The organism is Lysobacter sp. yr284 (assembly GCF_900107375.1).
Lineage (GTDB): Bacteria > Pseudomonadota > Gammaproteobacteria > Xanthomonadales > Xanthomonadaceae > Lysobacter.
Genome location: NZ_FNPT01000012.1, coordinates 80605 through 105848, shown reverse-complemented (window position 1 = coordinate 105848; position 25244 = coordinate 80605). Strand labels below are relative to the sequence as shown.

Sequence of the window (25244 nt, the reverse complement as noted above, 5' to 3'; positions counted from 1 at the left end):
GATGCAGCGCCGATGTTTTGCTTTTGCGGGAGCTACTTCAGCCGCGACGCTCCCGGCCCGGCCGCGAGGCAAGCGGCGATCGAGCGGCGATCCGGCTATGCGGGCCGCTGCACGCGCGCGAAGCGCACGTCGTGCGTCTCGCGATCCGCCGCCGCCACGCGCAGGCAATCGGCCGCCTGCGCCTGCAGTTCGGCGCGCTCGGCCGCGGCCAGGCGGCGGAACGGCGAGATCGTCAAGGTCGCGGTGCGCGCATCGCGCTGCAGCTTCCACACCCCGGCGACGAAACCGTCCACCAGCACGGTCGCCGCGACCAATCCGTTGCGGCTGAACACCGCCGGCCGCAGCGCTTCGTCGAGGATGCGCGCGCGCCGCGCGTGGGCGAGCAGGACGTTGTCGAATTCCGGCAGCAGCCGCGGCGGCGCCGCGAGTTCCGGCGGCGGGCGCGACGCGTCGGGCAGGTCGAACAGTTCGGTGCCGTCTTCGTCGCGGAACACGCACAGGCGCGAACGCAGGCGCTGCAGCCGCTGGCCCGGCGCGGCCAGGCCCGACCACGCCGCGAGGTCGCGCGCGCTGGCCGGCCCGAACGCGCCGAGGTAGCGCAGCGCCATCGCGTCGATGGCGTCCTCGTCCGGCGCGTCGGCGACCGCGGCGCCGAGCCAGTCCAGCGCGGTCGCGAACGCCGCCGGCTTGTGCCAGTCCCAGGTGCCGGCCGGCGGCACGTGCACCAGCGGCTCCAGATTGCGCACCAGCCGCGCCAGTTCGTCGCAATCGTGCCCGGGCCACTGCGCGCGCAGGGCCTCGCCGAGCGCGGTCGCGCTCAGCGGCGCGGCGCGCAAGGCCTCGACGCCGGCGCGGCGCAGCGTCGCCAGGGCCTCGCCCTTGAGCGCGCGGGCGTGGCCGCTGGCCAGCGACAGCCGTTGCAGCACCGGCTGCAGCACCGGACGCAGGGCGCGGTAGTCCGCGGCGCTGACCAGGTGCAGGGTGCCGCGCATCATCGTCGCGCGGACGATGCGGCGCTCGACCATCGCCTGCGTCAGCTCGTCGAGGGCGAAGCCTTGCAACCGCGTCCACAGGCCCAGGTACGGCGGATTCGGCGCCTGCGCCTGCAGCCCGAGCACGCGCTCGACCATCGCCAGCGGCGACTGCGCGCTGCGCTCGAGCAGCGATTGCCGCGCCAGCAGCGCGCGGTTGAGCGCGCGCACCGACAACAGCGGCGGGCTCAACGCGGCACCGGGCAGCGCGGCGGCCAGTTCGGATCGCCGCGGCCGTCGCGCCACAGCAACAGTTCGCCGGAGCGTTCGCCCTTGAGGTCGCGCGCGAACAGCATCGAATGCCCGTCCGGCGACAGCAGCGCGCCGATCTCGCTGCCGTTGGCGTCGATGCGCGGGCCGAACCTGACCCGCTTCGACCAGCCATGCGCGCCGCGTTCGCTGCGGTACAGGCCGTCGGCCGCCATCAGCACCATGCGCCGGCCGTCGGCCGAAACCAGCGGCTCGTATTCGTCGTCGGCGGTGTTGAGGTCGGGGCCGAGGTTCTCGACCGTCCACGCGCCGTCGCGGCCCTGCCGCGCGCGCCACAGGTCGGTCTTGCCCAGGCCGCCGGGACGGCCGGTCGATCCGAAATACAGCCAGCCGTCGGGCGCCAGCCGCGGGAACCATTCCGCGCCGGGCGAGTTGACCGGCTCGGGCAGCCGCTGCGGCCGGCCCCAGCGCCCCTGCGCGTCGCGGTCGACCCGCCACAGGTCGAGATCCTTGCGCGGGCGGCCGGGCGGCGCCGCCGCGCCGTCGGGACTGCGCGAGGAAATGAAGTAGAGCGTGGCGCCGTCCGCAGTGAACCAGGGATCGGCCTCGACCCCGTCGCCGGCGAACGGCGGTTGCACCGGTTCGCTCCAGCCGTCGGGCCCGCAACGGCTCATGAGGATGCGCCAGCCGGTGAAGTCCGGCGCGCTGCGCACGAAGTAGAGGTCGCCGGTGCGCGGATCGAACGCCGGGTGCGACTCGAAGCGCGGGCTGGAAATGCGCGCCGGCGCCCACGGTTCGACGCTTTCGCCGCGCGCGCCGTAGCCGGGCACGCTCGCGGCGGCGGCGGCGGCGGCCGCGCCGGCCAGGCACAGGCCCGCCGCGCACAGGCCGAGGGCCTGCTTCAAGCCTCGTTCTCCGCGAACACGTCCACCCGCGGCTCGCCGTCCTCGTCCACGCTGACCGCGACCACGATCGGCCGGCAGCAGACCTGGCAATCCTCGATGTAGCGTTGCTCGCCGGCGGAATCGTCGACCAGCAGCTCGATCGGTTCGCCGCAATACGGACAGTGCACTTCCACGCTCGGCAACATGCGGCGGCTCCATGAGAGAAGAGGAACGAAGCGACAGCGGCCGCAGGATGCGAGGCCGGCGCGGTCGCGTCCAGTGACGATCCTCATCCCGGGCGGCGCTGGCCGGACGCCGCGGCGCAGCATGGCCGCGGCGGGTTCGTGCGCCGGGCCGCGGCCGCGAACCGGCCGATGAACGGCGCCGCGCGGCTCACCGCGCTTTAACCCGCCGCGGCGGACGCTGGCACCGCCACGGCCGTGCAGGCATCGCCGCCGTGCCCGGCCGGGGATGCGACCGGCGTTCGTTCGCGAACGCCAGCGACGGCGACGGCGCGCGCGGAGGGCGACATGAAGACCCGTCATGTGTTCAGTGCTCCCGACCTGGCCAGCGCGCAGGCGGCGATGGACGCCGCGCGCGAGGCCGGCGTGCGCGACGACGACATCCTGCTGATCGCGCGCTCGGACATCGAGCTGGAATCGATTCCCGACGAGCGCAAGGAAGCCGATACCGACCTGATGCCTGCGGCGCTGCGCGGCGCCGGCTACGGCGGCGCCGCCGGCCTGCTCGCCGGTTTGCTGGCGGTGGTGGTCACGCCGATCGGCCTGACCCTCGCCGGCACCGCCGCGGCGCTCGCCGCCGGCGCCATGGTCGGTTGCTGGGCCTCGGCGCTGATGGGTTCGGCGCTGCCCGATCCGATCCGGCGCAAGTTCGATGCGCACATCCGCAGCGGCCGCATCCTGGTGGCGATCGACGGCGACCGCGACCTGCTCGGCCAGGCCGAAGCGCGGGTGCTGGCGCGCGCGGCCGGGGTCGAGCTGCTGCCGTTCGACGCGCCCAAGGCCCTGGCCTGAAAACCGGGCCGGGCCGGCACGCGGGCCGGGCCGCGGACGCGCGAGCGCACGCGGGCGCCGTCGGCGTCCGCGCACCCGCCGCTGCGCAAGCGAACGCGCGTTCGCCGCTGTGGTGCGATCCGGGTTTCGCGCACCTGCAGCAATCGCGTGACCTGCGTACAGCGCCGATGCGGGCGCCTGCGCGCGGCCATCTCGCGCGCTTACGATTTCCTAGCGCGCAAGCCACATTGCGCGCGTGATCGCGGTTGAAGATCGTTCGCCATGCCTGCACGGCGGCGATGAACTGCCGAGGCGGTCGCAAGATCGCGCGCGCAGCGGGTGGCACTCTCGGCCGGCCTCCCCTCACGCCCCACGCCGGAGACCTCCGATGAAACTCAAGACGCTATGCCTGTCGTGCGTTGCCGTGCTGGCCCTGTCCGCGGCCGCCGCCACTACCGCTTGGGCGCACGATGCGCCGGCCGGCGACGCGGGCGCGGCCAAGGCCAATCCGTTCACCGCCACCGAAGTGGCGCGCTTCAACGAACCCTGGGCGATGACCTTCCTGCCCAACGGCCGCCTGCTGGTCACCGAGAAGCGCGGCGTGCTCAAGGTGCTGACCATCGGCGGCAGCGCGCAGACCATCACCGGCGTGCCGACCGTCGCTTACGGCGGCCAGGGCGGTTTCGGCGACGTCATCCTGCATCCGCAGTTCGCCAGCAACGGCCTGATCTACATCAGCTACGCCGAGAAAGGCACGACCAGCGGCACCGCCGGCGCCGCCGTCGCGCGCGCCAAGCTCAACCTCACCAGCTCGGGCGGCTCGCTGAGCAACCTTCAGGTGCTGTGGCGCCAGCCCAAGGTCACCGGCAGCAACCACTACGGCCACCGCCTCGCGTTCGGCCCGGACCACAAGCTGTGGATCACCTCCAGCGAGCGGCAGAAGTTCGATCCCGCGCAGGACCTCAACTCGCCGCTGGGCAAGGTGATCCGGCTCAACGACGACGGCAGCGTGCCGACCGACAATCCCTTCTACAACCGCGGCGGCGTGGCCGCGACGGTGTGGTCCTACGGCCACCGCAACCTGCTCGGCATCGCCTTCGATGCGCAGAACAAGCTGTGGATCCACGAGATGGGCCCGATGGGCGGCGACGAACTCAACCTGATCGAACGCGGCTCCAACTACGGCTGGCCGCTGGTCTCGCAGGGCGACCACTACGACGGCACCCCGATCCCGCGCCACAACACCCGCCCCGACCTCAACGCGCCGGAAGCGTGGTGGAACCCGGTCATCGCGCCGGCCGGCTTCGTGATCTATTCGGGCACGCGCTTCCCGAACTGGGCCGGCAGCGGCCTGATCGGCGGCCTCGCCTCGCAGGCGCTGGTGCGGGTCAAGTTCAACGGCAACACCGCGGCCGAAGCCGAGCGCTATCCGATGGGCAAGCGCATCCGCGAAGTCGAGCAAGGGCCGAACGGCGATGTGTGGCTGCTGGAAGACGGCACCAACGCGCGCTTGCTGCGGCTGACGCCGATCTGACGCGGCGACGCGGCGCGGTGCACGGACGGAGCGGGCTTCGGCCCGCTCTTTTCGTTTGTGGCCTTTGGGGACGATGGGCTGGAATCCGGCCCGGATCGTGCTTGCGCTGCGGGCTCGCGAAGGATCGCGGCCTCGCGCTGAAGTCTCTGGATCCCCGCCTTCGCGGGGATGACGGTTGCGGGCGGCGCGGCGAAACCGGCTCGACGAAACCCACGCGCCTTCGCGCGTGCAGGGCTTGGCGCGTTCGACGAAAGCCATGCGCTTGCGTGGAGAGGCGAAATCGGCCCGACCGAAACCACACACCTTCTGACGCAGACGCGGCGAGACCGGCCTGACGAAACCCGCTTGCCGTCCGGTAAAGACGCGGCAAGGTCCGGCCGAAAAGCCAGCCGCCGCCGGGCACAGACCCGGCACCACCCAGCCAACGCACCCCACCTACCGTGATGCCCGCGAACGCGGGCATCCAGGGCTCGACCGCGACGCGGCCGGGTCGAACGCCGCCCTACTGCGCCGCGCGCAGCGCCGGCTTGCGCGTGTCCAGCGCCAGTTGGTAGCGCTGCACCAGCGCCTCGACCTTGGCGATGTATTCCTGGGTTTCGCGATACGGCGGCACGCCGCGGTAGCGCGTCACCGTGCCGATGCCGGCGTTGTAGGCCGCGGTCGCCAGAGTCAGGTCGTTGTTGTAGCGCCGCAGCAGCGACTTGAGGTGGCGCGCGCCGGCCTTGATCGATTCGTCCGACGAGAACGGGTCGCTCACGCCGTATTCCTTCGCGGTTTCCGGCATCAGCTGCATCACGCCCTGCGCGCCCTTGCTCGACACCGCCTTGGCGTCGAAGCCGCTTTCGGCGTGGGCGATCGCGCGCAGCCAGGCGTCGTCGAGGCCGTTGGCCTTGGCGGCGCTGCGGAACTGCGCGGCGAACTTGTCCAGTTGCGGCTTGCCGACCTTGCCCAGGCCCGGATGCGCCGGCTCGCCCGGCGGCGTTTCCACGGTGAAGCCCATCACCCGCACCGAACCGGGCAGGTTGCGCGTGCTGTAGACGGTCTTGCCGTCCTGCTGGCGCTCGTAGAGGTTGCCGTTGATGACGCCGAGCTCGCCCCACAGGTTGGGCAGCTTGACCGCGTTGTCGTCGATCTGCCGGGCCTCGCAGCGCGAGCCGGGCTCGGGCGCGGTGGCGAGGCTGACGGTGCCGTCGCGCACGCAGCGGTACACGGTGCGCGCCTGCACGGCCGTGCTCGCCAGCGCCAGCAGGGCGAAGGCGGCGGTCAGGCGCAGGGCAACGGCACGGGCGCGCGCGGGGGCGGTCATGGGGCGCGATTCTAGGGCCGCGCGCCGGCCCGGACAGCGCCGGAAGTCAGGGGCCGGGGGAAACGTTCATTCAGGTTTGTCGGACGGCGTTGCGGCCCGATGCGTCCCGATCCGTTGGCGCGCGGCGACCTGGGCCAAAAGCGTCGGGGCTGAAGCCCCTCCACAACAGCCCGCGCCGGTCGCGCGATCGGCCGGCGGAGCCGCTCTTGTGGGAGGGCCTTCAGGCCCGACGCCCTTCGATCGGACGCCGCGATCCGGCCGAGCGATCCGACCAAGAACGCCGGGGCTCAAGCCCCTCCCGCCACCGTCGTTGTCGTTGCCCGCTTGTCGAGGACGGCGCTACGCGGGAGGGGCTTGAGCCGCGGCGTTCTCGCCGCCGCCGCGATCGGAAAAAACGGGCGCGATGCCGCCGACTCGCCCGGCCGCACCACGCCCGCGAAAACAGGGCCCGGCCGCCTGTGCCGGCGGCCGGGCGCGCGGATCAGCCGCCGTCGCCGCTGGTCGGCGGCGGCGCGGTCGCGGCGTCGGCCGGGGCGCTGGACGGCGTGCTCGAAGACGAGGCCGGCGCGTCCGGCGTGGTTTCGCCCTTGCTCGCGCACGCGGCGAGCGACAGCGCGCCCAGCACGATCGAAGCGTAGGCGGCAGTGCGGAGATCGATCTTCATGGAAGCATGCACCTCTTGGTTGTTCGGCCGGCCCGCGGGGCCGCGGCTCGGCCGGTTCATGGCTACGGCCGCGGCTGCGGCGCGGTGCGGGGGAACACCGAGGGGGCCGCCGCAGCCGCGGCCGGCTGCGCGTGCCGCAGGGGAAGTGGGACGGCACGGGCTGCACACTGCTGTCACCGCGATGAACGCAAACGCGAACGCGCACGCGGCGGCTACGTTTGTTTAACCAGTCGCAGCCGTGCCTGCGCTAGGTCGCGACGTCATCGCGCCGCAAACCGTGATCGGGTAATCGCTAATCGCGCGCGCCGCGCCCGCCGCCTGCCTGAACGCAACAAAACGTTTACGAACGCGGCGGCGGCGCCCGGCGGCGCGGCGGTCGGCGCCGGCCGCGGCGCGCTCATGGCGATGCGCACGCGGCACATGCCGCAGTGCGCATTGCAGTGGCGGCCGCGCTGGCACTAAGGTGGCCCGATCGCGGCCGCCGCGCGCGCGCCGCCCGCCACCGAGCGAGGGGAATCCCGTTTTGAGCCAGCCGTCGAGCGAGCCGACTTCCGTCCGCGTACCCGCGGCTTCCCCGTCCCTCCCAGAATCCGGCCCGTCCGGCACCGTGCGCGCGGTCAGCCGCTGGCAGATCGTCGGCCTGTCGATCAATGACGTGATCGGCAGCGGCATCTACCTGCTGCCGGCGACCGCGGCGATGCTGCTCGGGCCGGCCAGCCTGTGGGCGGTGCTGCTGGCCGGCTTCGCGGTGACCCTGCTGGTGCTGTGCTACGCGCAGGCGGCGAGCTATTTCGACCAGCCCGGCGGCGGCTACCTGTATGCGCGCGAGGCGTTCGGCCCGTTCGCCGGCTTCGAAGTCGGCTGGATGCTGCTGGTCACCCGCATCTCCACCGCCGCCTCGCTCAGCAACGGCCTGGCCGAGGCGGTGGCGCTGTTCTGGCCGGCGGCCAAGGCCGGGCCGGCGCGGGTGTTCGTGGTCGCCGGTTCGCTCGGCCTGCTGGTGCTGATCAACGTGCTCGGCGTGCGCACCGCCGCGCGCGCCGGCGTGGCCCTGGCGATCGGCAAGCTGGTGCCGCTGGTGCTGTTCGTGGCGATCGGCGCGTTCTACTTCGACCCCACCTTGCTGCATTCCGATGCGCCGCTGCCGATGGACCACCTCGGCGAAGCGGCGCTGTTGCTGCTGTTCGCCTACGCCGGTTTCGAGAACCTGCCCGCGGCGGCCGGCGAATACCGCAACCCGCGCCGCGACGTGCCGTTCGCGCTGCTGACCATGATCGTGCTGGTGACGATCATCTACTTCGCCGTGCAGTTGGTCGCCCTGGGCACCCTGCCCGGCATCGCCGCCTCGTCCAGCCCGCTGGCCGAAGCGGCCGCGCATTTCAGCGGCACCGGCCTGGCCCTGGTGCTGACCATCGGCGCGGCGATCTCGATCCTGGGCACCAACAGCAACACGGTGATGATGGGCCCGCGCTACCTGCTGGCGCTGTCGCGCGACGGCTACGGCCCGCGCGCGCTCGGCGCGATCCATCCGCGCTTCCACACCCCGGCGCGGGCGGTGCTGCTGCTCGGCGCGGTCGCGCTGGCGCTGGCGCTGACCGGCTCGTTCCAGCAGTTGGCGCTGCTGTCGGTGGTCGCGCGGCTGTGCACCTACATCGGCACCGCGGTGTCGGTGCTGGTATTGCAGAAGCGCCACCGCGGCCGCGAGGGCGCGCTGCACCTGCCGGGCGGGCCGTTGATCCCGATCGCGGCGATCGTGCTGTCGCTGGGGCTGCTGGCCAGCGCCAGCGCGCAGAACCTGATCGCCGCGGCGATCGCGCTGGTGGTGGGCGCGGTGATCTACAAGCTACGGCGCGCGCCGGAAGCGGCGGTGTGATCGCGACGGGGCGCGCGTTGCGGCAACTGCGACCGCGAAACGGCGCCTGCGACGCACGTGCGGCGCCGCGGCCGCAGCTTGCGCAGCGCCTGCAGGGGCTTCGGGTCGAACGCGCTTGACCTGAAGCTTGGTTGAGGTCTTAGCCTGCCAAGCACTTCCCCCAAGGGTGCTTCCGCCATGGTTTCCAATCTCCGCCTCGCGCTGGTCTACGGCAGCGCGCGCGAAGGCCGTTTCTGCGACGTGGTCGGCGAGTGGGCGCAGCGCCGCATCGCCCGCCACGGCGGCTTCGACAGCGATCGCATCGATCCGGCCGAATGGCCGCTGTCGGGCCGCCCCAGCCGCGCCGACGAGGCGCAGCTGCAGCGGCTGCGCGAACGCTTGCACGCGGCCGATGCGTTCTTGATCGTCACGCCCGAATACAACCACGGCTATCCGGCCGCGCTGAAGGCGCTGATCGACGCCTGCTACGAACCGTGGCGGGCCAAGCCGGTGGCCTTCGTCAGTTACGGCGCCAGTTCCGGCGGGCTGCGCGCGATCGAGCAGTTGCGCCAGGTGTTCGGCGAACTGCATGCGGCGACCTTGCGCGACGGCGTCAGCCTGGTCCACGCCTGGCGCCAGTTCGGCCCCGACGGCGAACTGCGCGAGCCGCAGGCCGCGCACGCGGCGATGGACATCGCCCTGGCGCGGATGCGCTGGTGGGCGCTGGCCCTGCGCAACGCGCGCGAGACGATGCCGTACGAGCGCGCGACCGAGGCGGCGGCATGAGCGGCGCGGGCGCGACGGTGCGCCGGCACCGCTTCGACGGCGGCGACGGCCACGCGCAGGGACCGCAGGCGGGCGACCGCCTGCTGGCCTGTGGCGGCGCGCTGCCGTTCCTGGCCGCGGCGACGGTGCCGGCGGGGCGCGAGCTGGTATTGCTCAGCGGGCATACGCCGCCGCTGATCGACGCCTCGGCGCCGGCCGACAGCACCGCCGCCTACGGCGATACCTTCGCCCAGACCGACGGGACCTTGCGCGAACTGCAAAGCACTTTGCACAGGCTCGGACTGACGATGGGCGAGTTGGTGCAACTGCGCGTGTATGTGGTCGGCGACCCGGCGCTGGGCGGGCGCATGGACAACGAAGGCTTCTCGCGCGCGTATGCGCGCTGGTTCGGCACGCCGGAGCAACCGCAGCTGGTGGCGCGTACGCGGGTGCAGGTGGCGGGATTGGTCAATCCCGGGTGGTTGGTGGAGATCGAGGCGGTGGCGGTCGCTTGAGCGGCGCGGGCTGCGATGGCCGATCCATCTGGGCGAGTCGAAAGGCGTCGGGGCTGAAGCCGCTCCCACAAAAGCCGTGTTGCGCGCTCAAGCCGTGTGGGACGGGCTTCAGCCCCGACGCTCTCCGCTCAGGTCGCCGCGCCGCCGCAACTCACCGCAACGGCGGCGCAGGCAGCGGCGGCGGCGCGCCTTCGGGCAGCGCCACCAGTTGCCGCTGCAGGTCGTACAACACCTCCGCATCGCCGGCCTGCCACTCGCGCGCTTCGTTGCCGCGGAAGCGGCGATGGAACGAAGCCAGCGCCGCGCCCGGGTCGCGCAGGTCGTAGCCGACCAGGCGCAGCGCGGTCCACGGATCGAAGCCCGCTGGCGGCGGCGCGAGCGGTTCGCGCGGCCACAGGCCGAAGCCGGCATCGGCCAGGCGCTTCCAGGGAAACAGCACGCTGGGGTCGCTCTTGCGGCTCGGCGCGAGGTCGCCGTGGGCGAGGATCGCCTGGCGCGGGATGCCCAGGCGCCGGGTCAGGTCGTCGAGCAGGCGCAACAGGCTTTGCAGCTGCGCTTCGGCGAACGGCTCGCTGCCGTCGTTGTCCAGTTCGATGCCGATCGAGACCGAGTTCAGATCGCCGATCTCGCCCCAGCGTCCGGCGCCGGCGTGCCACGCGCGCCGATCCTCGGCCACCAGCTGATAGATGCGTCCGTCCTCGCCGACCAGGTAGTGCGCGCTGACCCGCCCCTGCGAATTCGCCGTCTGCAGCGTGCGCAGCGCTTCCTGCGCGCTATCCATCTGGGTGTGGTGCAGCACGATCGACTGCGCGCGCCGCTCGTTGTGGTTCGGCGAACCGCGCCACTGCGCCAACGGATTGTGCGGCGGCGCGCTGGCGCAACCGGCGAGCGCGAACGCGGCGGCGAGGACGGCGGTCAACGGAAGGCAGCGCAGTGTCATGCGGCAGGCGGGCGGCGGCGAAAACCCGAGTGTAGAACATGCCGGGCGCGGTGCCGGCGCGGCCGCGCTGCGCCGGTTGCGACCCGGTCCGTCGAGGCCGCAGGTGTGCAGGGCCTGCGCCTTACAAGTGTCATCGCGCCGGCATTCGGTGACGCGATCGCCGGTTGCCGGCGATGCGCGGGCCTACAGTCGCCACGCGCGGACCTGCCGCGCCATCGTGCCGCAACGGAGCCACGCCATGGATCTTTCCCGCACCCGCCGCATCGCCCGCCTCTGGCTCGGCGCCTTCGCCGTGGCCGCGTTCGGATTCGGATTCGCCGTCCAGGCCGCCTCGTCGGCGCCGCCGAACCGCGCCTTGTGCAGCCTCAAGGTCTGCCAGGACCGCTGCGGCGGCCTGCCGGGGTGGAACCCCGGCAACGGCCAGCCGTGCCGGTGCTGCGACTGAACCGACCGGTTCGGGCGAACGCAGTACGACAGCGAGACCGCACGGCCTGCACGGCGCGGCGGCGACGCCCCCGGCGCGCCGCCGCACACCGGCCGCGCGCATGCGCTGCGCTCAGCGCGCGCCGGCGCGGTCGAGTTGGGGTTCGACGCGGTTCTTCTGCGCCTCGTGGCGTTGCGAAGCCGTGGTGCACACGCGCTCGGTCCGGTTGGAACCGATCGCGCGCACGCGCTCGCAGCGGACCTTTTCTTCCGGTTGCGCCGCCGCGGCGACAGGGGCCGCTGGGGCCGCAGGGACCGAAGCCGTAGGGACCGAAGCCGTACCACCGGCCTGGCGGATCCATTGCAGGTCCTGCTGCGCCTGCTCGCGCTCGGCCGCGCTGAGCTGGTCGTAACCGCGGCCTTGCAGCACCAGGTCGAGGCGATCCTGGCGCGTGCGCAGTTCCTCGCGCTGGGCCGGGTCGAGCCTGGCGTAGTCGCCGCGGCCGGCCTCGACGTCGCTGCGGATCTGCTTCTGCTGGGCGAGCACCGCCGCCGCATCGAAGGGCTGGGGTTCGCCGGCCGCGGACGCGGCCGCACATGCGCCGGCCAGGACCAGAGCCGCTACGCAGCGGCTCAACGAAAAGCGATTCGACTTCATCTTGCGCATGGCTCCCTTTGCTTCGGTCGATGGCGGCGCGGACGCCGCGGCGGCGGCGAATGCGCCGCCCGCCTTTCCATGGTTGGTGTGCCCGGCCCCACCGGGAACCGGGTTGCGATGCGTTCCCCAACGCGATCGGCAGCCGATCCTAAAGGAGATCGTCGACACAATTCCATAGCCTTTCGACCTAGAAGCCCGACCGGCTGCTTGCCGAATCGGGCCGCTGGGGTCCGCCATGCCGGCGGGCCCGCGCTGCGCGCGGACCCGCCGGCCGCTATCCACCCCGGGGATTCGCTCAGGGCTTGAGCCAGTTGTTCGACACCGCCAGCATCGACAGCAGCTTGACGCTGTCGCCGTAGTAATCGCTGGTGCTGCCGTTGGCGAGGTAGGTCCACAGCTTGTCGAGCCAGGCCTGGTCGCTGTCGACGGTGGCGGCGACCGCGAACGGCGCGGTGAAGAAGGTGCTGTTGTAGTTCTCGGTCACCGTGCCGTCGAGCTTGTAGCCGCTGCGGATGTTGTTGGCGTTGTTGCCGGCCTTGACCTTGACCCACTGGCTGAGCTTGCGCGCGGCGTTGCGCGAACGGCTGTCGCCGCTGACCGCGGCGTCGATGCCGATGCGCCACGGCACCCGGCCGGCGTTCCACGAGTACCAGCCGTCGGTGTCGGCTTCCAGGAAGTTCGCCGGCGCCGGCTTGGCGGTGGTGTTGGTGTTGACGATGAAGTCCGGCAGCAGGCCGGTGTTGGGCGCGTAACTGCCCTGCATCTTCACGATCAAGTTCTGGTGGGCGTCGAGCACGCCGGTCCAGTAGCTGTCGCCGAGCTTGCTGGCGAAGCCGCGGAAGTGGCCGAGCATCCAGTCCGAGCTGCGGGTGGCGTTGTAATAGTTCGGCTCGCTGCTGCTGACCCAGTCGCCGAGCGTGACCAGCTTGGTGTTGGCGTTGACGTTGCTGCTGCGGATCGCGGCGATCACCTTGCGCGCTTCGGCCAGGTAGTTGATCGAACCGGCCGAGCCCCACTGCAGGTCGGCCAGCAGCAGCGCGTAGGCGATGTCGAGATCGCCGTCGGTGGCCGAGTCGGCGCCGGAGACGTTCTTGCAGTTGACGTCCTGGGCCCAGGCCAGCAAGGCGGGGTTCTGGTTGCTCGGGTGGCCGCGGTTGTAGCGATGCAGTCCGTCGAACAGCGCCTGCGCGTCGGGATCGTTGCCGGCCATCATCACCGTGATCAGCATGCCGTAGCCCTGCCCTTCCGAGACCACGTAGGCGTCGGAGGTGGAGGCCTTGACCCGGTATTCGCCGGCCTTGCAGCCCGCCACCAGGTAGCGCTGCTTCCAGGTGCGGTAGAACGAGGCGGTGGACTGGTCGGCGGCGGCGCGGCCGACGCTGGGGCTCAGGGTGCCGGCGACATAGGCCTGGCGATGGCTGGCGAAGGGATAGTTCGGCGCGGCCTGGGCGGCGAGCGAGACGCCGAGGACGGCGGCGGCGGCCAGGACCAGGGCGAGGCGCTTGCCGCCGCGGCGCGGGCGGACGTGGGCTTGCTGCATGGGAGGTCTCCGGTAACGGAACGGAACATCGAAGGGCGACCGCGCAGGCGGCGCCGCACGCGGGCGCGGCGCGCCCGCGCCGCGACGGCAGCGGGAGAGAGGAGCGCAGCAGACGCGGACGGCGCCGCTCGCGCGGTCGATGGGAACCGCGGCAGCGCGCATGCAGCGCCGCCGCGGGCGCAAGCAGGCTAGCGCGGGCGGACGCGGCAAAGCGCGACCGCCGTCATCGCGCGCATGAACGCGTATGCGCGGGTTCGCAGATCGACTTTCGTCTTAGCGCGGCGGGTGCGCGCAGTCGCGGTATACGCGTGCCCGCGGTTGCATTCGCCGGTGGGGTGTCGCGCGCCGGCTCGCGTTGGCGCGCGGTTTCGATGCGGATCGTCGGGTCGGATCGAAGAGCGTCGGGCCTGAAGGCCCTTCCACACCGGCGCCCGCGAATGCTTTTGTGGGAGGGACTTCAGTCCCGACGCTTCAGGCTCGGGTCGCCACGACCCGGCCCGACTTATTCCTTGCGGATCGCGTGTCCACCGAACTCGTTGCGCATCGCCGCCAGCAGCTTGTCGGCGAAGGAGTCCTTCTCGCGCGAACGCAGGCGCTCCATCAGCGAGGCGGTGATCACCGGCGCGGAAACGTCGAGGTCGATGGCCTCGGCCACGGTCCAGCGGCCTTCGCCGGAGTCTTCCACGAACGGGGCGATGCCCTGCAGGCCCGGGTTCTTGCCCAGCGCGTCGGCGCTGAGGTCGAGCAGCCAGGAACGCACCACGCTGCCGTGGCGCCAGATCTGCGCGATCTGGTGCAGGTCCAGGCCGAATTCGGCCTTGCGCCCGAGGATGGCGAAGCCCTCGGCGTAGGCCTGCATCATTCCGTACTCGATGCCGTTGTGGATCATCTTGGTGAAATGGCCCGCGCCGCTGGGACCGACCCGGCCCCAGCCGCGCTCGGCCGCCGGCGCCAGGGTCTCGAAGATCGGCCGCAGGCGTTCGACCGCGGCCTCTTCGCCGCCGATCATCAGGCTGTAGCCCTCCTGCAGGCCCCACACGCCGCCGCTGGTGCCGGAATCGACATAGTGCAGATCGTGCGCGAGCAGCTCGCCGGCGCGGCGCACGGTGTCCTTGTAGTTGGAGTTGCCGCCGTCGACGACGGTGTCGCCCGCGGCCAGCAGCGGCCGCAGTTCGGCCAGGGTCGCATCGACCGCGCCAGCCGGCACCATCAGCCACAGCGTGCGCGGCGCCGGCAATGCCGCGACCAGTTCGGCCAGCGACGCGGCCGCGCCGATGCCGCGCGCGGCGGCCTGTTCGCGCGCCGCGGCGCCGGGGTCGAAGCCCACCACCGTGTGCCCGCCGCGTACCAACCGTTCGGCCATGTTGGCGCCCATGCGCCCGAGGCCGACCATGCCCAGTTCCATGCCGTCTCCCGATGTTTCGTGTTCGATGTGAGCCGCGGCGACGTGCGCCGGCGCCGCGGGACAGGCGATCTTGGTGCCCGCCGCGGTAAGGAAGTGTGAGCGATCCGGGCGGAATTAAAGGGGCCGGAGCGTTCCGCATCGGGTGGGAACCGCATCCGCTGTTGTGCGAGGGCCTTCAGGCCCGATGCTTTTCGCTCGGGACGCCGCGATCGGATACGAACGCATCGGGCCTGAAGGCCCTCCCACAACAGCGGCGGCGCACCGGGCCTGCCGGCCTTCCCACAAATGCGCCGGGGCATCGGCCCTGCCGCCTCAGCGCCCCATCTGCTTGCGCATCTGCATCGCCTCGAACACGGCGATCGCCGGCGCCGCCGGTTGGTCGTTGGGGATGTCGTGCGAGCTGTCGGCGATGGTCACCCGCTTGGCGTAACGCGAGGTGCCGATCAACGCCATATGGGTCTGCTCGCGCGCGGCGGTCAGCGCCTTGAGGTCGTCGGCCGGCGCGCCGGCGTAGGGCTGGTCGGCGCTGAGCACGATCACCGGCTTGCCGTCGTGGCGCTCGCTCTTGGCCACCGCGCTGCCGTACAGCGACAGCCGGTCCTGCGAGCCGGTGATCACCGTCTCCCAGAACGCCGGCTTGGACCGCCAGGCGCGGATCGAGGCGTTCAACTTGTCGCTGTAGTTCGGGTTCGGCGGACGCAGGCAGTTGCGCAGCTCGGCCGGCGGCCGCGCCGCGCCGAGCCGGCCCTCGCGCGCGCCCTGCTCGCAGGCGCGGTACATCGCCAGCATGCGCGGCGCCATCTCGGCCTCGGTCTTGGCGTAGGACGCGGAGAATTCGCCGACGTTCTGCTCGGGCGGGTCGACCAGCACCAGCGCGGCGACCTTCTTCGGGTGCAGTTCGTCGTAGCGGCGCACCACCTGGCTGCCGTAGGAGTGGCCGACCAGGATCAGCGGCGTGTCCAGGTCGGCGGCCTCGATCAGCGCGTGCAGGTCGGCGACGTCGGCCTTGAGGTCGCGCGGCAGCGGGCCGCCGTCGCTGAAGCCCAGGCCGGCGCGGTCGTAGGCGCAGACCCGGTTGCGCTCGGCGATCTGCGGCTGCGACCGCGCCCAGGCCAGCGAATCGGAACCGAAGCCGGCCTCGAGCAGCACCGTCGGCCGGCCCTGGCCGCTGCAACGCAGGTTGAGCTTGCGCCCGCCGCCGATGTCGATGCGCTCGCCGGGCTCGGCGTAGACGTCCAGGCGGGTGTCCGCCACCGGCTTGGGCGGCTTGCGCGCGCCCGGCTTGGCCGCGGCGCCGGCGCCGCCGGCCACGAGCATCAACGTCAATCCCAGGATCGCGCCGGACGTCCGGCCGAAGTGTGCATGCGCCGCGCCCATCGCCGCCCGCCTCAGGTCAATGAAGCGGCGATGGTAAGCAAGGCCGGTGCGGTTGCCGGCACCGGCCGGCACGTGCGAGACAGATTCGATTCAGTTCTGCGACGCCGCCGAACCGCCGTCCCGGAGAAAAGCGCCGACCCCGTGTCGATCCGGGCCGCCGCGCTTCGTCGCTGTAGCAAGAGCGGCCGGCAACGCTCGCAACCGACCGCAAGCCGCCCCTCGACCCGCGCCATCCCCTCCAGGAGACCGACCATGCGTTTCATGATGCTGATGATTCCCCAGGGCTACGAATCGGCCGAACCCGGCACCCTGCCCGGCGCCGAGCAGATCAAGGCGATGATGCAATACAACTACGCGCTGCAGGAGGCCGGCGTGCTGCGCACGCTGGAAGGCCTGCATCCGCCGTCGATGGGCGCGCGGGTGAGCTTCCGCGACGGCAAGCCGCGGGTGACCGACGGGCCGTTCCCGGAGGCCAAGGAAGTGCTCGGCGGCTACTGGGTGATCGAGGTCGGCTCGCGCGAGGAAGCGATCGAGTGGGCCAAGCGCTGCCCCGGCGCGGACAACGAGACCATCGAGGTGCGCCAGGTGATGGAGATGGACGCGTTTCCCGACGAGGTACGCGAAGAAGTGCAGGCGTTCGAGACAACCCAGCAGCGTTGAGGCCCGCTCGCTGCCTGCAGGAGCGGCGCAAGCCGCGACCGCGACACAGGGGCTTGCGAGGCAAGCGCGAAGCCCCACCCCTGCGGCGCCAACGCGCAGCCGCGATCTCGCGCTTACGCGACTTCGCGGCCGGCGCTGGACTGCCACACCTCGTACCACTCCTGCGCCGACAGTTCGATCCGCAGCGCGTCCACCGCATCGCGCAGCCCCTGCTCGCGGCCGCTGCCGGTGATCGGCCACGGCCGGGTCGGGTGCCGCAGCAGCCAGGCGTAGGCCATCGTCGCGACCGATGCACCGCCGTGGCGGCGGCCGAGGTCGGCCAGCACCGCGCGCACGCGTTCGGCGCGCTCGTCGCCGCCGCCGAACAAACGGCCGCCGGCCAGCGGCGACCACAGCATCGGCCGCAGCCGCAGCGCCTGGCATTGCTCCAGGGTGCCGTCGTCGAGCGGCGGCAGGTGCAGCGGCGACAGCTCGACTTGGTGCGTCGCCAGCGCATGGCGCGCGTGCAGCAGCGCCAATTGCGCCGGCGTGTGGTTGGACACGCCCACGTGCAGCACCTTGCCCGCGGCCTTGAGCTCGACGAAGGTCGCGGCCAGTTCGTCGGCGTCCATCAGCAGGTCGGGGCGGTGGATCAGCAACAGGTCGAGATAGTCGGTACGCAGCGCGCGCAGCGACTGCTCGACGCTGGCCAGCACGTGCGCGCGCGAGCTGTCGTAGGACTTGATCGCATGCTGCGGCCGCTGCGCCGAGGTCAGCCTGATCCCGCACTTGCTCACCAGGCGGATGCGCTGGCGCAGGCCCGGCTGCAATGCCAGCGCTTCGCCGAACAGCGCCTCGACCGAGTAGTCGCCGTAGATGTCGGCGTGGTCGAAGCTGTCGATGCCCAGCTCCAGCGCCCGTTCGATCCAGCCCAGGCGCCCGGCGGCGTCGAGCTTCCATTCGGCCATGCGCCAGCAACCGGCGACGACGGGAGACAGGGTCAGCGATTCGGAGGCGCTCATGCGGCAGGCCGGCAACGGGGGGAGCCGCAGTCTACCTTGGGAGGGCGCGCGCCCAGGCCGCCTTGCGTCCGGGTCGCCGCGTTGCGTCGGACTCAAAAGCGTCGGGCCTGAAGGCCCTCCCACACAGGCGGCCCTTCGCGATTCTCGTCGCGCCCTCTCGGCCGCTTCTGTGGGAGGGGCTTCAGCCCCGACGCCTTGCGCTCGGATCGCCGCCCGCAACCGACAAAAATCCGGAAACCCGCGCCTCAGCTTCCCTCGCCCAACTCGTCGATCCGCGCATGCACCGCATCGAACTCCGCCTCCAGCGCCGGATGCACGCCGCGCACACCCGCCACCACCTGCGCCGCCCAATCGAAGTACTCGCGCTTGCGCTGCTGCGTCCACGGCGGCGGCGCCTGCAGCAGGTCGCGCAGGTTGCAGATCTTGTCGGCCAGCTTGACCAGCTGGGCCTCGCGCGAGATATGCCGCGCGTGCTCGATCTGCAAGCGCTTGCGCTCGGCCTTGGGCAGCGACTTGTCGTCGCTGACCTGCGCCACCACCGCGGCGACGCGCGCGCCGAACGCCAGCTCGATCTCCTCCAGCGTGGTCGCGGTGTCCTCGACGGTGTCGTGCAGCAAGGCCGCGCACAGCACCACCGGATCGGCGATGCCGCCGAGGTTGGCCAGGGTGTCGGCCAGCGCCAGCGGATGGTTGATGTAGGGGCTGCTTTCCGCGTCGTTGCGGCGCTGGCGGCGGTGGCGCTGCGCGGCGAAGGCCGCGGCGCGCAGGACGAGTCCGTGATCGTGGTTCATGCGTGCTCCTGATGAGGCCCCTGCAGGCCCGCCCAGCCGCCGGCCGCGCGCGGCCAGGGGCGGCGCGAGACGAACGATGCGGGGGGGGCGTGCGGCGATGCGCCGCGGGACGCAGCCGTTGCGGCTGCGCGGCCATTGTAGCGCAGCGCCGCCGCGGACGGCCGCCGCCGCGGGTACCATGGCCGCGCCCCAGGCACCGAGCCGCCGCATGATCCGCCCCTTGCCCGCCCGCCTGCTCGCCGACCTCGACGCCGGCCCGGGCGCCCTGGTCGCCTTCGGCGCCGGTCCCGATCGCGCGCTGTACGCGCTGCACGCGCTCAAGCCGCTGGAGTACCGCACCACGCGACCCGGCCCGAGCTATCCGAAGATCAATCCGGCCCAGCCGCAGGACTACCGCGCCCGCGCCTGGCTCGACGGCCGGTGCGTGCTCGACCTGCGCATCGTCGGCGAACGCTACAACGTGCACGCGCTGCAGCCGCTCGGCGACGACCTGTTGCTGGCCTGCGCGCGTTCCGGCGGCAGCGCCGGCCGCGCCAACGGCCGGGTGTATTCGCGCGATGGACGACGCCTGCGCGAGTTCGCCCTGGGCGATGGCATCGGGCACCTGCAGACCACCGCGCGCGGCGCGATCTGGACCGGCTACTTCGACGAGGGCGTGTTCGGCGACGACCCGGTCTCGGCCTGCGGCCTGGCCGCGTGGGACGCGCACGGCGCGAACACCTTCCAGTTCCAGCCGCAGGACGGGCTCGACACGATCTGCGACTGTTACGCGCTCAACGTCGCCGACGAACGCCAAACCTGGCTGTACTACTACACCGAGTTCGCCCTGGTGCTGCTGCGCGAGCGGCGCATCGCCGGCCAGTGGCGGCCGCCGTTCGACGGCGCCTGCGCGGTGGCGGTGCAGCGACGCCATGCGCTGATGTACCGCAATCCCAGGCGCGGCCGCGAAGCCGCGCTGTTCCGCCTCGACGGCGACGGCCGGTGCAGCGAACTCGCGCGCTTCGAGCTGCAACGCGAGGACGGCGCGCCGCTGCGCCCGGAACGCGTCGACGGGCGCGGCGACACGCTGTACGCGTATGCGGACGGCTGCGCCTGGGCGGTCGACGTCGAGCAGGCGCTGGCGGCGGCGTTGTGAAGCCCGGCCGGACGCGCCGGCACCGAACCGCCGCGACCGTCCGCCTGCCGCGTCACTTCGTCCCGGCGGCCTTGCCTCGCTCGATCTGGCGCTGCAAGCCGCGCTCGAACGCCTCGCCTTCGGCCAGCCGCCGGTCGATCTCGCCGATCGACAGCCAGCGTCCCTGCGCGAACACGCCGGCGACCTTGCCCACGTTGTGGATGTCGGCCAGCGGATCGGCATCGAGCAGCACCAGGTCGGCGCGCTCGCCTTCGCGCACCGCGCCGCTGCCGGCCTGCGGATCGAACAGCCGGTGGGCGTTGAGCGACGCCGCGCGCAATACTTCCAGCGGGCTCAGGCCGATCTCGCGCAATTCGACCATCTCCTGCCGCACCGACACGCCGAACGCCAGCCCCGGCAGCGCCGCGTCGGTGCCGACGGTCAGCGGCACCCCGCGCTTCCACAGCGCACGCGTCAGCACGCGGGCGAAGTCGTAGCCGGCGGAGAAACGGTCGGCGCCCTCCTGACCGCGGAACGCCTGGCTCAGGTATCGGTTGGCCGGCGCCGCCCAGTCCAGTTTCGTCACCGGATCGACCGTGTCCTGCCAGCCGTCCGGCACCGCCGGCACTTCGCGCTGCACGTACATCGCGACGATGGTCCGCAGGGTGACCAGGGTCGGCGTCACCGACGCGCCGCTGTCGGCCACCGCCTGCGCCAGGGTCTCGATATCGGCCGGGGCGAGGTCGCTGCCGATGCGGGCGAAGCGCGCCAGTTCTTCGCTGTGGGCGATGTTGGTCATCGGGTGGGCGAAGGCGAAGGCGCGGTCGGCGCAGCTCGCGCAGCCCAGTTCGGGCAGGTGGCCGGTGGTGATGAAGCCCTGGCGCCTGGCCTCTTCGACCACGGCCAGATACGTCTGCCGATTGAGGAACTGGTAGGGCTTGATGAAGTCGTAGCCGCGTTCGCGCGCGCGCCGCACCGCGGCGATGCCGTCGGCGGCGGTGGTCGGCGCCTCCGGCCTGGACGCCGGCACCGGCTGGCCGCCGGGCTGCGCGGCGACCGCCGCGCGCGGGCCGTTGATGCGCTTGCCGACGTAGAGCTTGGGGCCGATCTCGCGGCCGGCGTCGATCTCGCCGCGCAGGCGCAGCAGGTCTTCGTCGCCGCCGGCACTGCCGCCGAGGTTGGCCGCGCCGGTCACCCCGGCCTTGAGCAAGACCAGCATCGCCTGGCGGTCGTAGTCGTGCCCGCCGCCGAGGTCCAGGCCGCTGATCGCCGGGTCCTTGCTGTCGCGGATCGCGCCTTCGGTGGCGATATGCACGTGCGCGTCGACGAAGCCGGGAACCAGGTACTTGCCGCGCCCGTCCACCACCACCGCCGTCCCCGCGCGCAGGCGCCGGCCGGCCGGCGCGATCCGCGCGATCCGCCCGCCCTCGATCAATACGTTGCGATGGGCCAGCACTTCGTCGGTATCGACCGGGACGACGGTGACGTCGCGAACCAGATAGCGCCCCGCCGGTGCGTCGGCCGACCCGGCCCAGGCCGGCGCCAGCGCCGTCAATCCCAGGCCCACGCCCAGCGTCCAGCAACGGAAATTCATGCGGCTCTCCTGCGGTCCGGTTCGATCATAGGCATCGCTTCGCGCGCCGGCCATCGATCGCGGACCGGCGGCATGGGCAGATGCGCCATGCCGCGCTATGGTTGAAACGCGCCCCCCACGGTCGCGTTTTTCGCTTGCAGGGACGGCCACCGCATGAAACCCAAGATCGTAGTGTTCACCGGCGCCGGGGTCAGCGCCGAGAGCGGGCTCAAGACCTTCCGCGACATGGGCGGCCTGTGGCACGAGCACCGGCTTCAGGACGTGGCCTCGCCCGAGGGCTGGCGGCGCGATCCGGCCACCGTGCTGCGCTTCTACAACGAGCGCCGACTCGGCGTGTTGGCCGCGCAGCCCAATGCCGCGCACGCGGCCATCGCCCGGCTCGAAGACAAGTACCGGGTGGTGGTGATCACCCAGAACATCGACGACCTGCACGAACGCGCCGGTTCCAGCCAGGTGCTGCACGTGCACGGCGAGATCCTCAAGGCGCGCAGCAGCGCCGACGACTCGCGCATCTACCCGATGACCGGCGCGCTGATCGAGATCGGCGACCTGTGCGAACTGGGCAGCCAGCTGCGTCCGGACGTGGTCTGGTTCGGCGAGAACGTGCGCCACCTGCGCGAGTCGGCGCAGCACTTCGCCGAGGCCGACAAGGTCCTGGCGATCGGCACCTCGCTGACCGTGTGGCCGGCGGCCGGGCTGGTCGACTACGCGCCGGCCGGGGCCGAACGCGTGTTCGTCTCGCCGGATCAGCAGGAGGTGCCGGACGCGTACCGCTTCCTGCGCGGCACCGCGGTGGCGACGGTGCCGGAGTTGGCGCAGGCGTGGCTGGCGCAGGCGTGAGGCCGGCGGTTTCGGCGCCACGGGCGCCGTGAGCCGCCGCGCCGCGGGTAATGCGATTTGGCGGGCGCGTCGGGTGGATACGGACAAGGGCGGAAACCTGCCTGCCCGACAAAACGTACGCAGGCGTGTGGACAGCCTCCGGGACCGCTCCTAGACTCGCCCCATGCGCCTGTCCCTGACCGCCGAACGCCGCATCGACGCGCCGCCCGAGGCGGTGTTCGCGTTGGCGCTCGACAGCGAACGCTTCCCCGCCCTGTTCCCCGGCTACGGCCCGATCCCGGCGCTCACCCGCATCACCCCGCTGGCGCCGCCCGCGGTCGGCGCGCTGCGTTCGCTGGAAAGCAGCGACGGCTCGCGGCTGATGGAGCGCATCACCGCGCTGGAGCCGCCGCACCTGCACGCCTACACCCTCGACGGGCTGCGCCCGCCGCTGGCCTGGCTGGCGCGCGCGGGCCACGCGCGCTGGGAATTCCAGGCCGACCGCGGCGACGGCGCCGACGCCACCCGCGTCGCCTGGCGCTACGACTTCGAACTGACCTCGCCGCTGGCCTGGCCGCTGGCCGCGCCGCTGCTGCGCGGCTGCATGCGCGCGGCGATGCGGCGCTGCCTGGAACGCATGGCGCAGGCCCTGGAAGGCGCCTGGCGCAAGGAGCGCAGCTGATGGAAGAGTGGATCCTGCTGGCGCTGGCGCCGGTGTTCCTGGGCCTGATCGGGCTGGAGGCGTGGTACTGGCGCAAGCGCCGTCCCGGCCAGTACAGCCTGCGCGACACCATGTCGAACGCGGCGCTGGCGCTGATGCACCAGGCCAGCGACGCGATCGCCTGGCTGCTGGTGATCGGCCTGTACTACGCGGTCTACGCCCACCGCCTGTTCGACCTGCCGGCCTCGCTGTGGACCATCGCCGCGCTGTTCGTGGCGCAGGACTTCTTCTACTACTGGTTCCACCGCGCCAGCCACCGCGTGCGCTGGCTGTGGGCCTCGCACGTCACCCATCACTCGTCGGAACGCTTGAACCTGTCCACCGCGTTCCGTCAGAGCCTGACCTATCCGATCTCGGGCATGTGGGTGTTCTGGCTGCCGCTGGCGTGGATCGGCTTTGCGCCCAAGCACATCGTGGCGGTGGTGGCGATCAACCTCGCCTTCCAGTTCTTCGTCCACACCGAAGCGGTGGGCAAGCTGGGCTGGCTGGAAAAGGTCTTCAACACGCCCTCGCACCACCGCGTCCACCACGCGCGCAATCCGCAGTACATCGACCGCAACTACGCCGGCGTGCTGATCGTCTGGGACAAGCTGTTCGGCAGCTACGTCGAAGAGGACGCGACGACGCCGTGCGAGTACGGCATCGTCGGCCAGATCCGCAGCCACAACCCGATCCGGCTGACCTTCCACGAATGGATCGCGATGTTCGCCGACGCCTGGCGCGCGCGCGGGCTGCGCGGCGCGCTGGGGCAGTTGTTCGGGCCGCCGGAGCGCTCGCTCGCGCATCTGGATCGGGCGCGCGAATAGGCGCGGCGTTCGGTCCCGCGGTTGTCGGCTCGGGGCGCTGTGTCGCGTCGGAGCGGAAAGCGTCGGGCCTGAAGGCCCTCCCACAAAAGCATTACCGATGCGCCGGCCGGCTCTTGTGGGAGGGGCTTCAGCCCCGACGCTTTTGGCTCAGGTCGCTGTGCCGCGTCGGAGCGCAAAGCCTCGGGCCTGACGGCCCTCGCACAGGGCCTGGAACCTGGGCTTTCGCGCCGCTCAGTCGTGGGTTTGTCCCGACAGCGGCGTCGCGCGCATCGAGGCGCGTCGCTCGAACGCGTCCTGCCACGCCGCCAACCGCGGCCGGCCGGCGCGGAAGTCGGGCAGCTCACGAAACGCCAGCCAGCTCAACGCGGTCGCTACCGCGATATGGCCGACATGCAGCGGCGACTCGGTATCGAGCTCGCGCTCCAGCCAGTCGTAGCTCTCGACCAGCTTGTGCGCGTAGCCGATGCCCAAGGCTTCATAACGCAATGCCTCGGGCCGGCGCACGGTTTCCCAGCGTAGCTTGATCCCGGTGTCGGCCAGGCCCTGCCCGATCGCCTGCAACTTCAGCGCCTGCCAGCGCGCTTCGCCGTCGGCCGGAATCAACGGCGCACCGGCGTGCAGGGTGTCCAGATAGGCGCAGATCACATCGGAGTCGAAGATCGGCGCCTGTCCCGGGCGCAGCAGCACCGGCACCTTGCCGAGCGGGTTCTGCGCATACACCGCCTCGTTGCGCAGGGTCGGGCTGGTCTCGTGGTGGACGACCTCGATGCGCTCGCCCAAGCCGGCCTCCAGGGCGAACACCAGGGCTTTGCGGGCGAACGGCGAGTGGGTCTGGTATAGCAGGCGCATGGCGCCTCCGGCGATGGCGGGCGCATCAGGCTAACGGCGCGGCCGCGCGTTTGCGCCGCGTCCGCCGCCGCCTGCGCGCGGTTTTCCGGCGCCGATCCGCGCTAAGCGCCGCGCCCCGGCAACCACGGCGGCCCTAAGATGGCGGCCATGAAACTCGACCGCTTCGACCGCCGATTGCTCAACCTGGTGCAGGACGACGCCGACCAGACCGCCGAGCGCCTGGCCGAGCAGGTGGCCTTGTCGCCGTCGGCGATCCAGCGCCGGCTGCGGCGGCTGCGCGAGGCCGGGGTGATCCAGCGCCACGCGGCGGTGCTCGATCCCAGGCAGGTCGGCAAGCCGACCTTCTTCCTGGTCTCGCTGCAGGTCGAGCGCGAGCGGCCGGAACTGCTGGCGCAACTGCGCCGCTGGCTGGCCGACTGCACGCAGGTGCAGCAGGCGTTCTACGTCACCGGCGAGGCCGACTTCGTGCTGGTGGTGGCCACGCCCGACACCGAGGCCTTCGACGCGTTGATGCTGCGGCTGGTGGCGGAGAATCCGAACGTGCGCCGGTTCACCACCAACGTCGCGCTGAGCCTGGTCAAGCGCGGGCTGGCGATCGCGGTGGCGGAGGATGCGGACGACTGAGGCGGCGCATCGCGGCGAGTTGGGCGCAGAGCGTCGGGCCTGAAGGCCCTCCCACAACAGCCGCCTTGCATCGGCCGCCCTTGTGGGAGGGCCTTCAGGCCCGACTGCTTTTGTTCCAGATCGCTGCGCAGCCCCGCACGGAAAAGCA

26 protein-coding genes are annotated in these 25244 nt (G+C 71.9%); 12 read left to right on the top strand and 14 right to left on the bottom strand.

The window, feature by feature from the left end; genetic code table 11:
• Positions 1-95 precede the first annotated feature (95 nt).
• From BLV01_RS17165 to BLV01_RS17155, 3 genes are read right to left on the bottom strand one after another with little or no spacing between them, the layout of a single operon-like run.
• The gene (locus BLV01_RS17165) at positions 96-1223 is read right to left on the bottom strand and encodes a winged helix DNA-binding domain-containing protein (RefSeq protein ID WP_217633530.1); all 1128 of its coding nucleotides are present in this window, start codon (positions 1221-1223) and stop codon (positions 96-98) included.
• Positions 1220-2146, bottom strand: a complete 927-nt coding sequence (locus BLV01_RS17160) for a TolB family protein (protein ID WP_217633529.1) — start codon at positions 2144-2146, stop codon at positions 1220-1222. The genes BLV01_RS17165 and BLV01_RS17160 overlap by 4 nt, the downstream gene beginning before the upstream one ends.
• Positions 2143-2331 (bottom strand): CPXCG motif-containing cysteine-rich protein, encoded by a 189-nt coding sequence (locus tag BLV01_RS17155; protein ID WP_091802434.1) that lies wholly within the window; start codon positions 2329-2331, stop codon positions 2143-2145. The genes BLV01_RS17160 and BLV01_RS17155 overlap by 4 nt, the downstream gene beginning before the upstream one ends.
• Before the next feature lie 324 nt (positions 2332-2655).
• On the opposite strand from BLV01_RS17155, the gene BLV01_RS17150 reads away from it, so the two are divergent.
• Together BLV01_RS17150 and BLV01_RS17145 are read left to right on the top strand one after the other, a co-directional pair.
• The gene (locus BLV01_RS17150) at positions 2656-3159 is read left to right on the top strand and encodes a hypothetical protein (protein WP_091802431.1); all 504 of its coding nucleotides are present in this window, start codon (positions 2656-2658) and stop codon (positions 3157-3159) included.
• Between the two features lie 367 nt (positions 3160-3526).
• Positions 3527-4672 carry a PQQ-dependent sugar dehydrogenase gene (locus BLV01_RS17145; RefSeq protein WP_091802428.1) on the top strand — a complete coding sequence of 382 codons (1146 nt, stop codon included), beginning with the start codon at positions 3527-3529 and terminating at the stop codon, positions 4670-4672.
• A 502-nt stretch (positions 4673-5174) separates the two neighbouring features.
• On the opposite strand, the gene BLV01_RS17140 is transcribed toward BLV01_RS17145, so the two are convergent.
• Positions 5175-5978, bottom strand: a complete 804-nt coding sequence (locus BLV01_RS17140) for a lytic transglycosylase domain-containing protein (protein ID WP_091802425.1) — start codon at positions 5976-5978, stop codon at positions 5175-5177.
• A gap of 481 nt (positions 5979-6459) precedes the next feature.
• Positions 6460-6642, bottom strand: coding sequence for a hypothetical protein (locus BLV01_RS17135; RefSeq protein ID WP_057948996.1), 183 nt, complete (start codon positions 6640-6642; stop codon positions 6460-6462).
• A 607-nt stretch (positions 6643-7249) separates the two neighbouring features.
• Here BLV01_RS17135 and BLV01_RS17130 point away from each other — a divergent pair.
• The 3 genes from BLV01_RS17130 (at position 7250) to BLV01_RS17120 (ending at position 9774) form a co-directional block, all read left to right on the top strand.
• Positions 7250-8515, top strand: coding sequence for an APC family permease (locus BLV01_RS17130; RefSeq protein WP_254782671.1), 1266 nt, complete (start codon positions 7250-7252; stop codon positions 8513-8515).
• Between the two features lie 177 nt (positions 8516-8692).
• Positions 8693-9280 (top strand): NADPH-dependent FMN reductase, encoded by a 588-nt coding sequence (locus BLV01_RS17125; RefSeq protein WP_091802415.1) that lies wholly within the window; start codon positions 8693-8695, stop codon positions 9278-9280.
• Positions 9277-9774, top strand: a complete 498-nt coding sequence (locus tag BLV01_RS17120) for a RidA family protein (protein WP_091802412.1) — start codon at positions 9277-9279, stop codon at positions 9772-9774. The genes BLV01_RS17125 and BLV01_RS17120 overlap by 4 nt, the downstream gene beginning before the upstream one ends.
• 151 nt (positions 9775-9925) lie before the next feature.
• On the opposite strand, the gene BLV01_RS17115 is transcribed toward BLV01_RS17120, so the two are convergent.
• Positions 9926-10714 (bottom strand): N-acetylmuramoyl-L-alanine amidase, encoded by a 789-nt coding sequence (locus BLV01_RS17115; RefSeq protein ID WP_091802409.1) that lies wholly within the window; start codon positions 10712-10714, stop codon positions 9926-9928.
• Positions 10715-10952: 238 nt separating this feature from the next.
• On the opposite strand from BLV01_RS17115, the gene BLV01_RS17110 reads away from it, so the two are divergent.
• A complete protein-coding gene (locus BLV01_RS17110) occupies positions 10953-11159 on the top strand; it encodes a hypothetical protein (RefSeq protein WP_091802406.1) in 207 nt (68 codons plus the stop codon).
• Between the two features lie 111 nt (positions 11160-11270).
• On the opposite strand, the gene BLV01_RS17105 is transcribed toward BLV01_RS17110, so the two are convergent.
• The 4 genes from BLV01_RS17105 to BLV01_RS17090 form a co-directional block, all read right to left on the bottom strand.
• A complete protein-coding gene (locus BLV01_RS17105; RefSeq protein ID WP_091802403.1) occupies positions 11271-11804 on the bottom strand; it encodes a hypothetical protein in 534 nt (177 codons plus the stop codon).
• 286 nt (positions 11805-12090) lie between these two features.
• Positions 12091-13335, bottom strand: coding sequence for a glycosyl hydrolase family 8 (locus BLV01_RS17100; protein WP_091802400.1), 1245 nt, complete (start codon positions 13333-13335; stop codon positions 12091-12093).
• 502 nt (positions 13336-13837) lie between these two features.
• A complete protein-coding gene (gene gnd, locus BLV01_RS17095) occupies positions 13838-14740 on the bottom strand; it encodes a phosphogluconate dehydrogenase (NAD(+)-dependent, decarboxylating) (protein WP_091802395.1) in 903 nt (300 codons plus the stop codon).
• Between the two features lie 312 nt (positions 14741-15052).
• Positions 15053-16057 (bottom strand): alpha/beta fold hydrolase, encoded by a 1005-nt coding sequence (locus BLV01_RS17090; protein ID WP_254782675.1) that lies wholly within the window; start codon positions 16055-16057, stop codon positions 15053-15055.
• Between the two features lie 312 nt (positions 16058-16369).
• Here BLV01_RS17090 and BLV01_RS17085 point away from each other — a divergent pair, with 312 nt between their 5' ends.
• On the top strand, positions 16370-16777 hold the full coding sequence (locus BLV01_RS17085) for a YciI family protein (protein WP_091802388.1): 408 nt from the start codon (positions 16370-16372) through the stop codon (positions 16775-16777).
• A gap of 113 nt (positions 16778-16890) precedes the next feature.
• On the opposite strand, the gene BLV01_RS17080 is transcribed toward BLV01_RS17085, so the two are convergent.
• Both BLV01_RS17080 and BLV01_RS17075 read right to left on the bottom strand, forming a co-directional pair.
• On the bottom strand, positions 16891-17778 hold the full coding sequence (locus tag BLV01_RS17080; RefSeq protein ID WP_091802385.1) for an aldo/keto reductase: 888 nt from the start codon (positions 17776-17778) through the stop codon (positions 16891-16893).
• A gap of 245 nt (positions 17779-18023) precedes the next feature.
• Complete coding sequence (locus tag BLV01_RS17075; RefSeq protein ID WP_091802382.1) at positions 18024-18569, bottom strand: HD domain-containing protein; 546 nt, start codon at positions 18567-18569, stop codon at positions 18024-18026.
• A 208-nt stretch (positions 18570-18777) separates the two neighbouring features.
• On the opposite strand from BLV01_RS17075, the gene BLV01_RS17070 reads away from it, so the two are divergent.
• A complete protein-coding gene (locus tag BLV01_RS17070; RefSeq protein ID WP_139178815.1) occupies positions 18778-19704 on the top strand; it encodes a hypothetical protein in 927 nt (308 codons plus the stop codon).
• Between the two features lie 52 nt (positions 19705-19756).
• Here BLV01_RS17070 and BLV01_RS17065 read toward each other — a convergent pair whose 3' ends face one another.
• Positions 19757-21277, bottom strand: coding sequence for an amidohydrolase family protein (locus BLV01_RS17065; RefSeq protein ID WP_175486047.1), 1521 nt, complete (start codon positions 21275-21277; stop codon positions 19757-19759).
• Positions 21278-21430: 153 nt separating this feature from the next.
• On the opposite strand from BLV01_RS17065, the gene BLV01_RS17060 reads away from it, so the two are divergent.
• The 3 genes from BLV01_RS17060 (at position 21431) to BLV01_RS17050 (ending at position 23623) form a co-directional block, all read left to right on the top strand.
• Entirely contained in the window at positions 21431-22117 is a 687-nt protein-coding gene (locus BLV01_RS17060) for an SIR2 family NAD-dependent protein deacylase (RefSeq protein WP_091802373.1), read from the top strand.
• Positions 22118-22280: 163 nt separating this feature from the next.
• On the top strand, positions 22281-22778 hold the full coding sequence (locus tag BLV01_RS17055; protein ID WP_091802372.1) for an SRPBCC family protein: 498 nt from the start codon (positions 22281-22283) through the stop codon (positions 22776-22778).
• Positions 22778-23623, top strand: coding sequence for a sterol desaturase family protein (locus tag BLV01_RS17050; protein WP_091802369.1), 846 nt, complete (start codon positions 22778-22780; stop codon positions 23621-23623). The genes BLV01_RS17055 and BLV01_RS17050 overlap by 1 nt, the downstream gene beginning before the upstream one ends.
• A 231-nt stretch (positions 23624-23854) precedes the next feature.
• Here BLV01_RS17050 and BLV01_RS17045 read toward each other — a convergent pair whose 3' ends face one another.
• A complete protein-coding gene (locus BLV01_RS17045) occupies positions 23855-24472 on the bottom strand; it encodes a glutathione S-transferase (RefSeq protein WP_091802367.1) in 618 nt (205 codons plus the stop codon).
• A gap of 147 nt (positions 24473-24619) precedes the next feature.
• Between BLV01_RS17045 and BLV01_RS17040 the strand changes: the two genes are divergently transcribed.
• Positions 24620-25096, top strand: a complete 477-nt coding sequence (locus BLV01_RS17040) for an Lrp/AsnC family transcriptional regulator (protein WP_091802530.1) — start codon at positions 24620-24622, stop codon at positions 25094-25096.
• Positions 25097-25244: the final 148 nt, after the last annotated feature.

What these genes read in the sequence shown, in the direction of transcription:
- BLV01_RS17145 (WP_091802428.1), top strand. Translation starts at nt 3,527, where the DNA reads ATGAAACTCAAGACGCTATGCCTGTCGTGCGTTGCCGTGCTGGCCCTG.
- BLV01_RS17135 (WP_057948996.1), bottom strand. Translation starts at nt 6,642, where the DNA reads ATGAAGATCGATCTCCGCACTGCCGCCTACGCTTCGATCGTGCTGGGC.
- BLV01_RS17110 (WP_091802406.1), top strand. Translation starts at nt 10,953, where the DNA reads ATGGATCTTTCCCGCACCCGCCGCATCGCCCGCCTCTGGCTCGGCGCC.
- BLV01_RS17120 (WP_091802412.1), top strand. Translation starts at nt 9,277, where the DNA reads ATGAGCGGCGCGGGCGCGACGGTGCGCCGGCACCGCTTCGACGGCGGC.
- BLV01_RS17045 (WP_091802367.1), bottom strand. Translation starts at nt 24,472, where the DNA reads ATGCGCCTGCTATACCAGACCCACTCGCCGTTCGCCCGCAAAGCCCTG.
- BLV01_RS17105 (WP_091802403.1), bottom strand. Translation starts at nt 11,804, where the DNA reads ATGCGCAAGATGAAGTCGAATCGCTTTTCGTTGAGCCGCTGCGTAGCG.
- BLV01_RS17155 (WP_091802434.1), bottom strand. Translation starts at nt 2,331, where the DNA reads ATGTTGCCGAGCGTGGAAGTGCACTGTCCGTATTGCGGCGAACCGATC.
- BLV01_RS17080 (WP_091802385.1), bottom strand. Translation starts at nt 17,778, where the DNA reads ATGAGCGCCTCCGAATCGCTGACCCTGTCTCCCGTCGTCGCCGGTTGC.
- BLV01_RS17115 (WP_091802409.1), bottom strand. Translation starts at nt 10,714, where the DNA reads ATGACACTGCGCTGCCTTCCGTTGACCGCCGTCCTCGCCGCCGCGTTC.
- BLV01_RS17050 (WP_091802369.1), top strand. Translation starts at nt 22,778, where the DNA reads ATGGAAGAGTGGATCCTGCTGGCGCTGGCGCCGGTGTTCCTGGGCCTG.
- BLV01_RS17040 (WP_091802530.1), top strand. Translation starts at nt 24,620, where the DNA reads ATGAAACTCGACCGCTTCGACCGCCGATTGCTCAACCTGGTGCAGGAC.
- BLV01_RS17055 (WP_091802372.1), top strand. Translation starts at nt 22,281, where the DNA reads ATGCGCCTGTCCCTGACCGCCGAACGCCGCATCGACGCGCCGCCCGAG.
- BLV01_RS17085 (WP_091802388.1), top strand. Translation starts at nt 16,370, where the DNA reads ATGCGTTTCATGATGCTGATGATTCCCCAGGGCTACGAATCGGCCGAA.
- BLV01_RS17065 (WP_175486047.1), bottom strand. Translation starts at nt 21,277, where the DNA reads ATGAATTTCCGTTGCTGGACGCTGGGCGTGGGCCTGGGATTGACGGCG.
- BLV01_RS17070 (WP_139178815.1), top strand. Translation starts at nt 18,778, where the DNA reads ATGATCCGCCCCTTGCCCGCCCGCCTGCTCGCCGACCTCGACGCCGGC.
- BLV01_RS17060 (WP_091802373.1), top strand. Translation starts at nt 21,431, where the DNA reads ATGAAACCCAAGATCGTAGTGTTCACCGGCGCCGGGGTCAGCGCCGAG.
- BLV01_RS17140 (WP_091802425.1), bottom strand. Translation starts at nt 5,978, where the DNA reads ATGACCGCCCCCGCGCGCGCCCGTGCCGTTGCCCTGCGCCTGACCGCC.
- BLV01_RS17150 (WP_091802431.1), top strand. Translation starts at nt 2,656, where the DNA reads ATGAAGACCCGTCATGTGTTCAGTGCTCCCGACCTGGCCAGCGCGCAG.
- BLV01_RS17100 (WP_091802400.1), bottom strand. Translation starts at nt 13,335, where the DNA reads ATGCAGCAAGCCCACGTCCGCCCGCGCCGCGGCGGCAAGCGCCTCGCC.
- gnd (WP_091802395.1), bottom strand. Translation starts at nt 14,740, where the DNA reads ATGGAACTGGGCATGGTCGGCCTCGGGCGCATGGGCGCCAACATGGCC.
- BLV01_RS17075 (WP_091802382.1), bottom strand. Translation starts at nt 18,569, where the DNA reads ATGAACCACGATCACGGACTCGTCCTGCGCGCCGCGGCCTTCGCCGCG.
- BLV01_RS17090 (WP_254782675.1), bottom strand. Translation starts at nt 16,057, where the DNA reads ATGCTCGTGGCCGGCGGCGCCGGCGCCGCGGCCAAGCCGGGCGCGCGC.
- BLV01_RS17125 (WP_091802415.1), top strand. Translation starts at nt 8,693, where the DNA reads ATGGTTTCCAATCTCCGCCTCGCGCTGGTCTACGGCAGCGCGCGCGAA.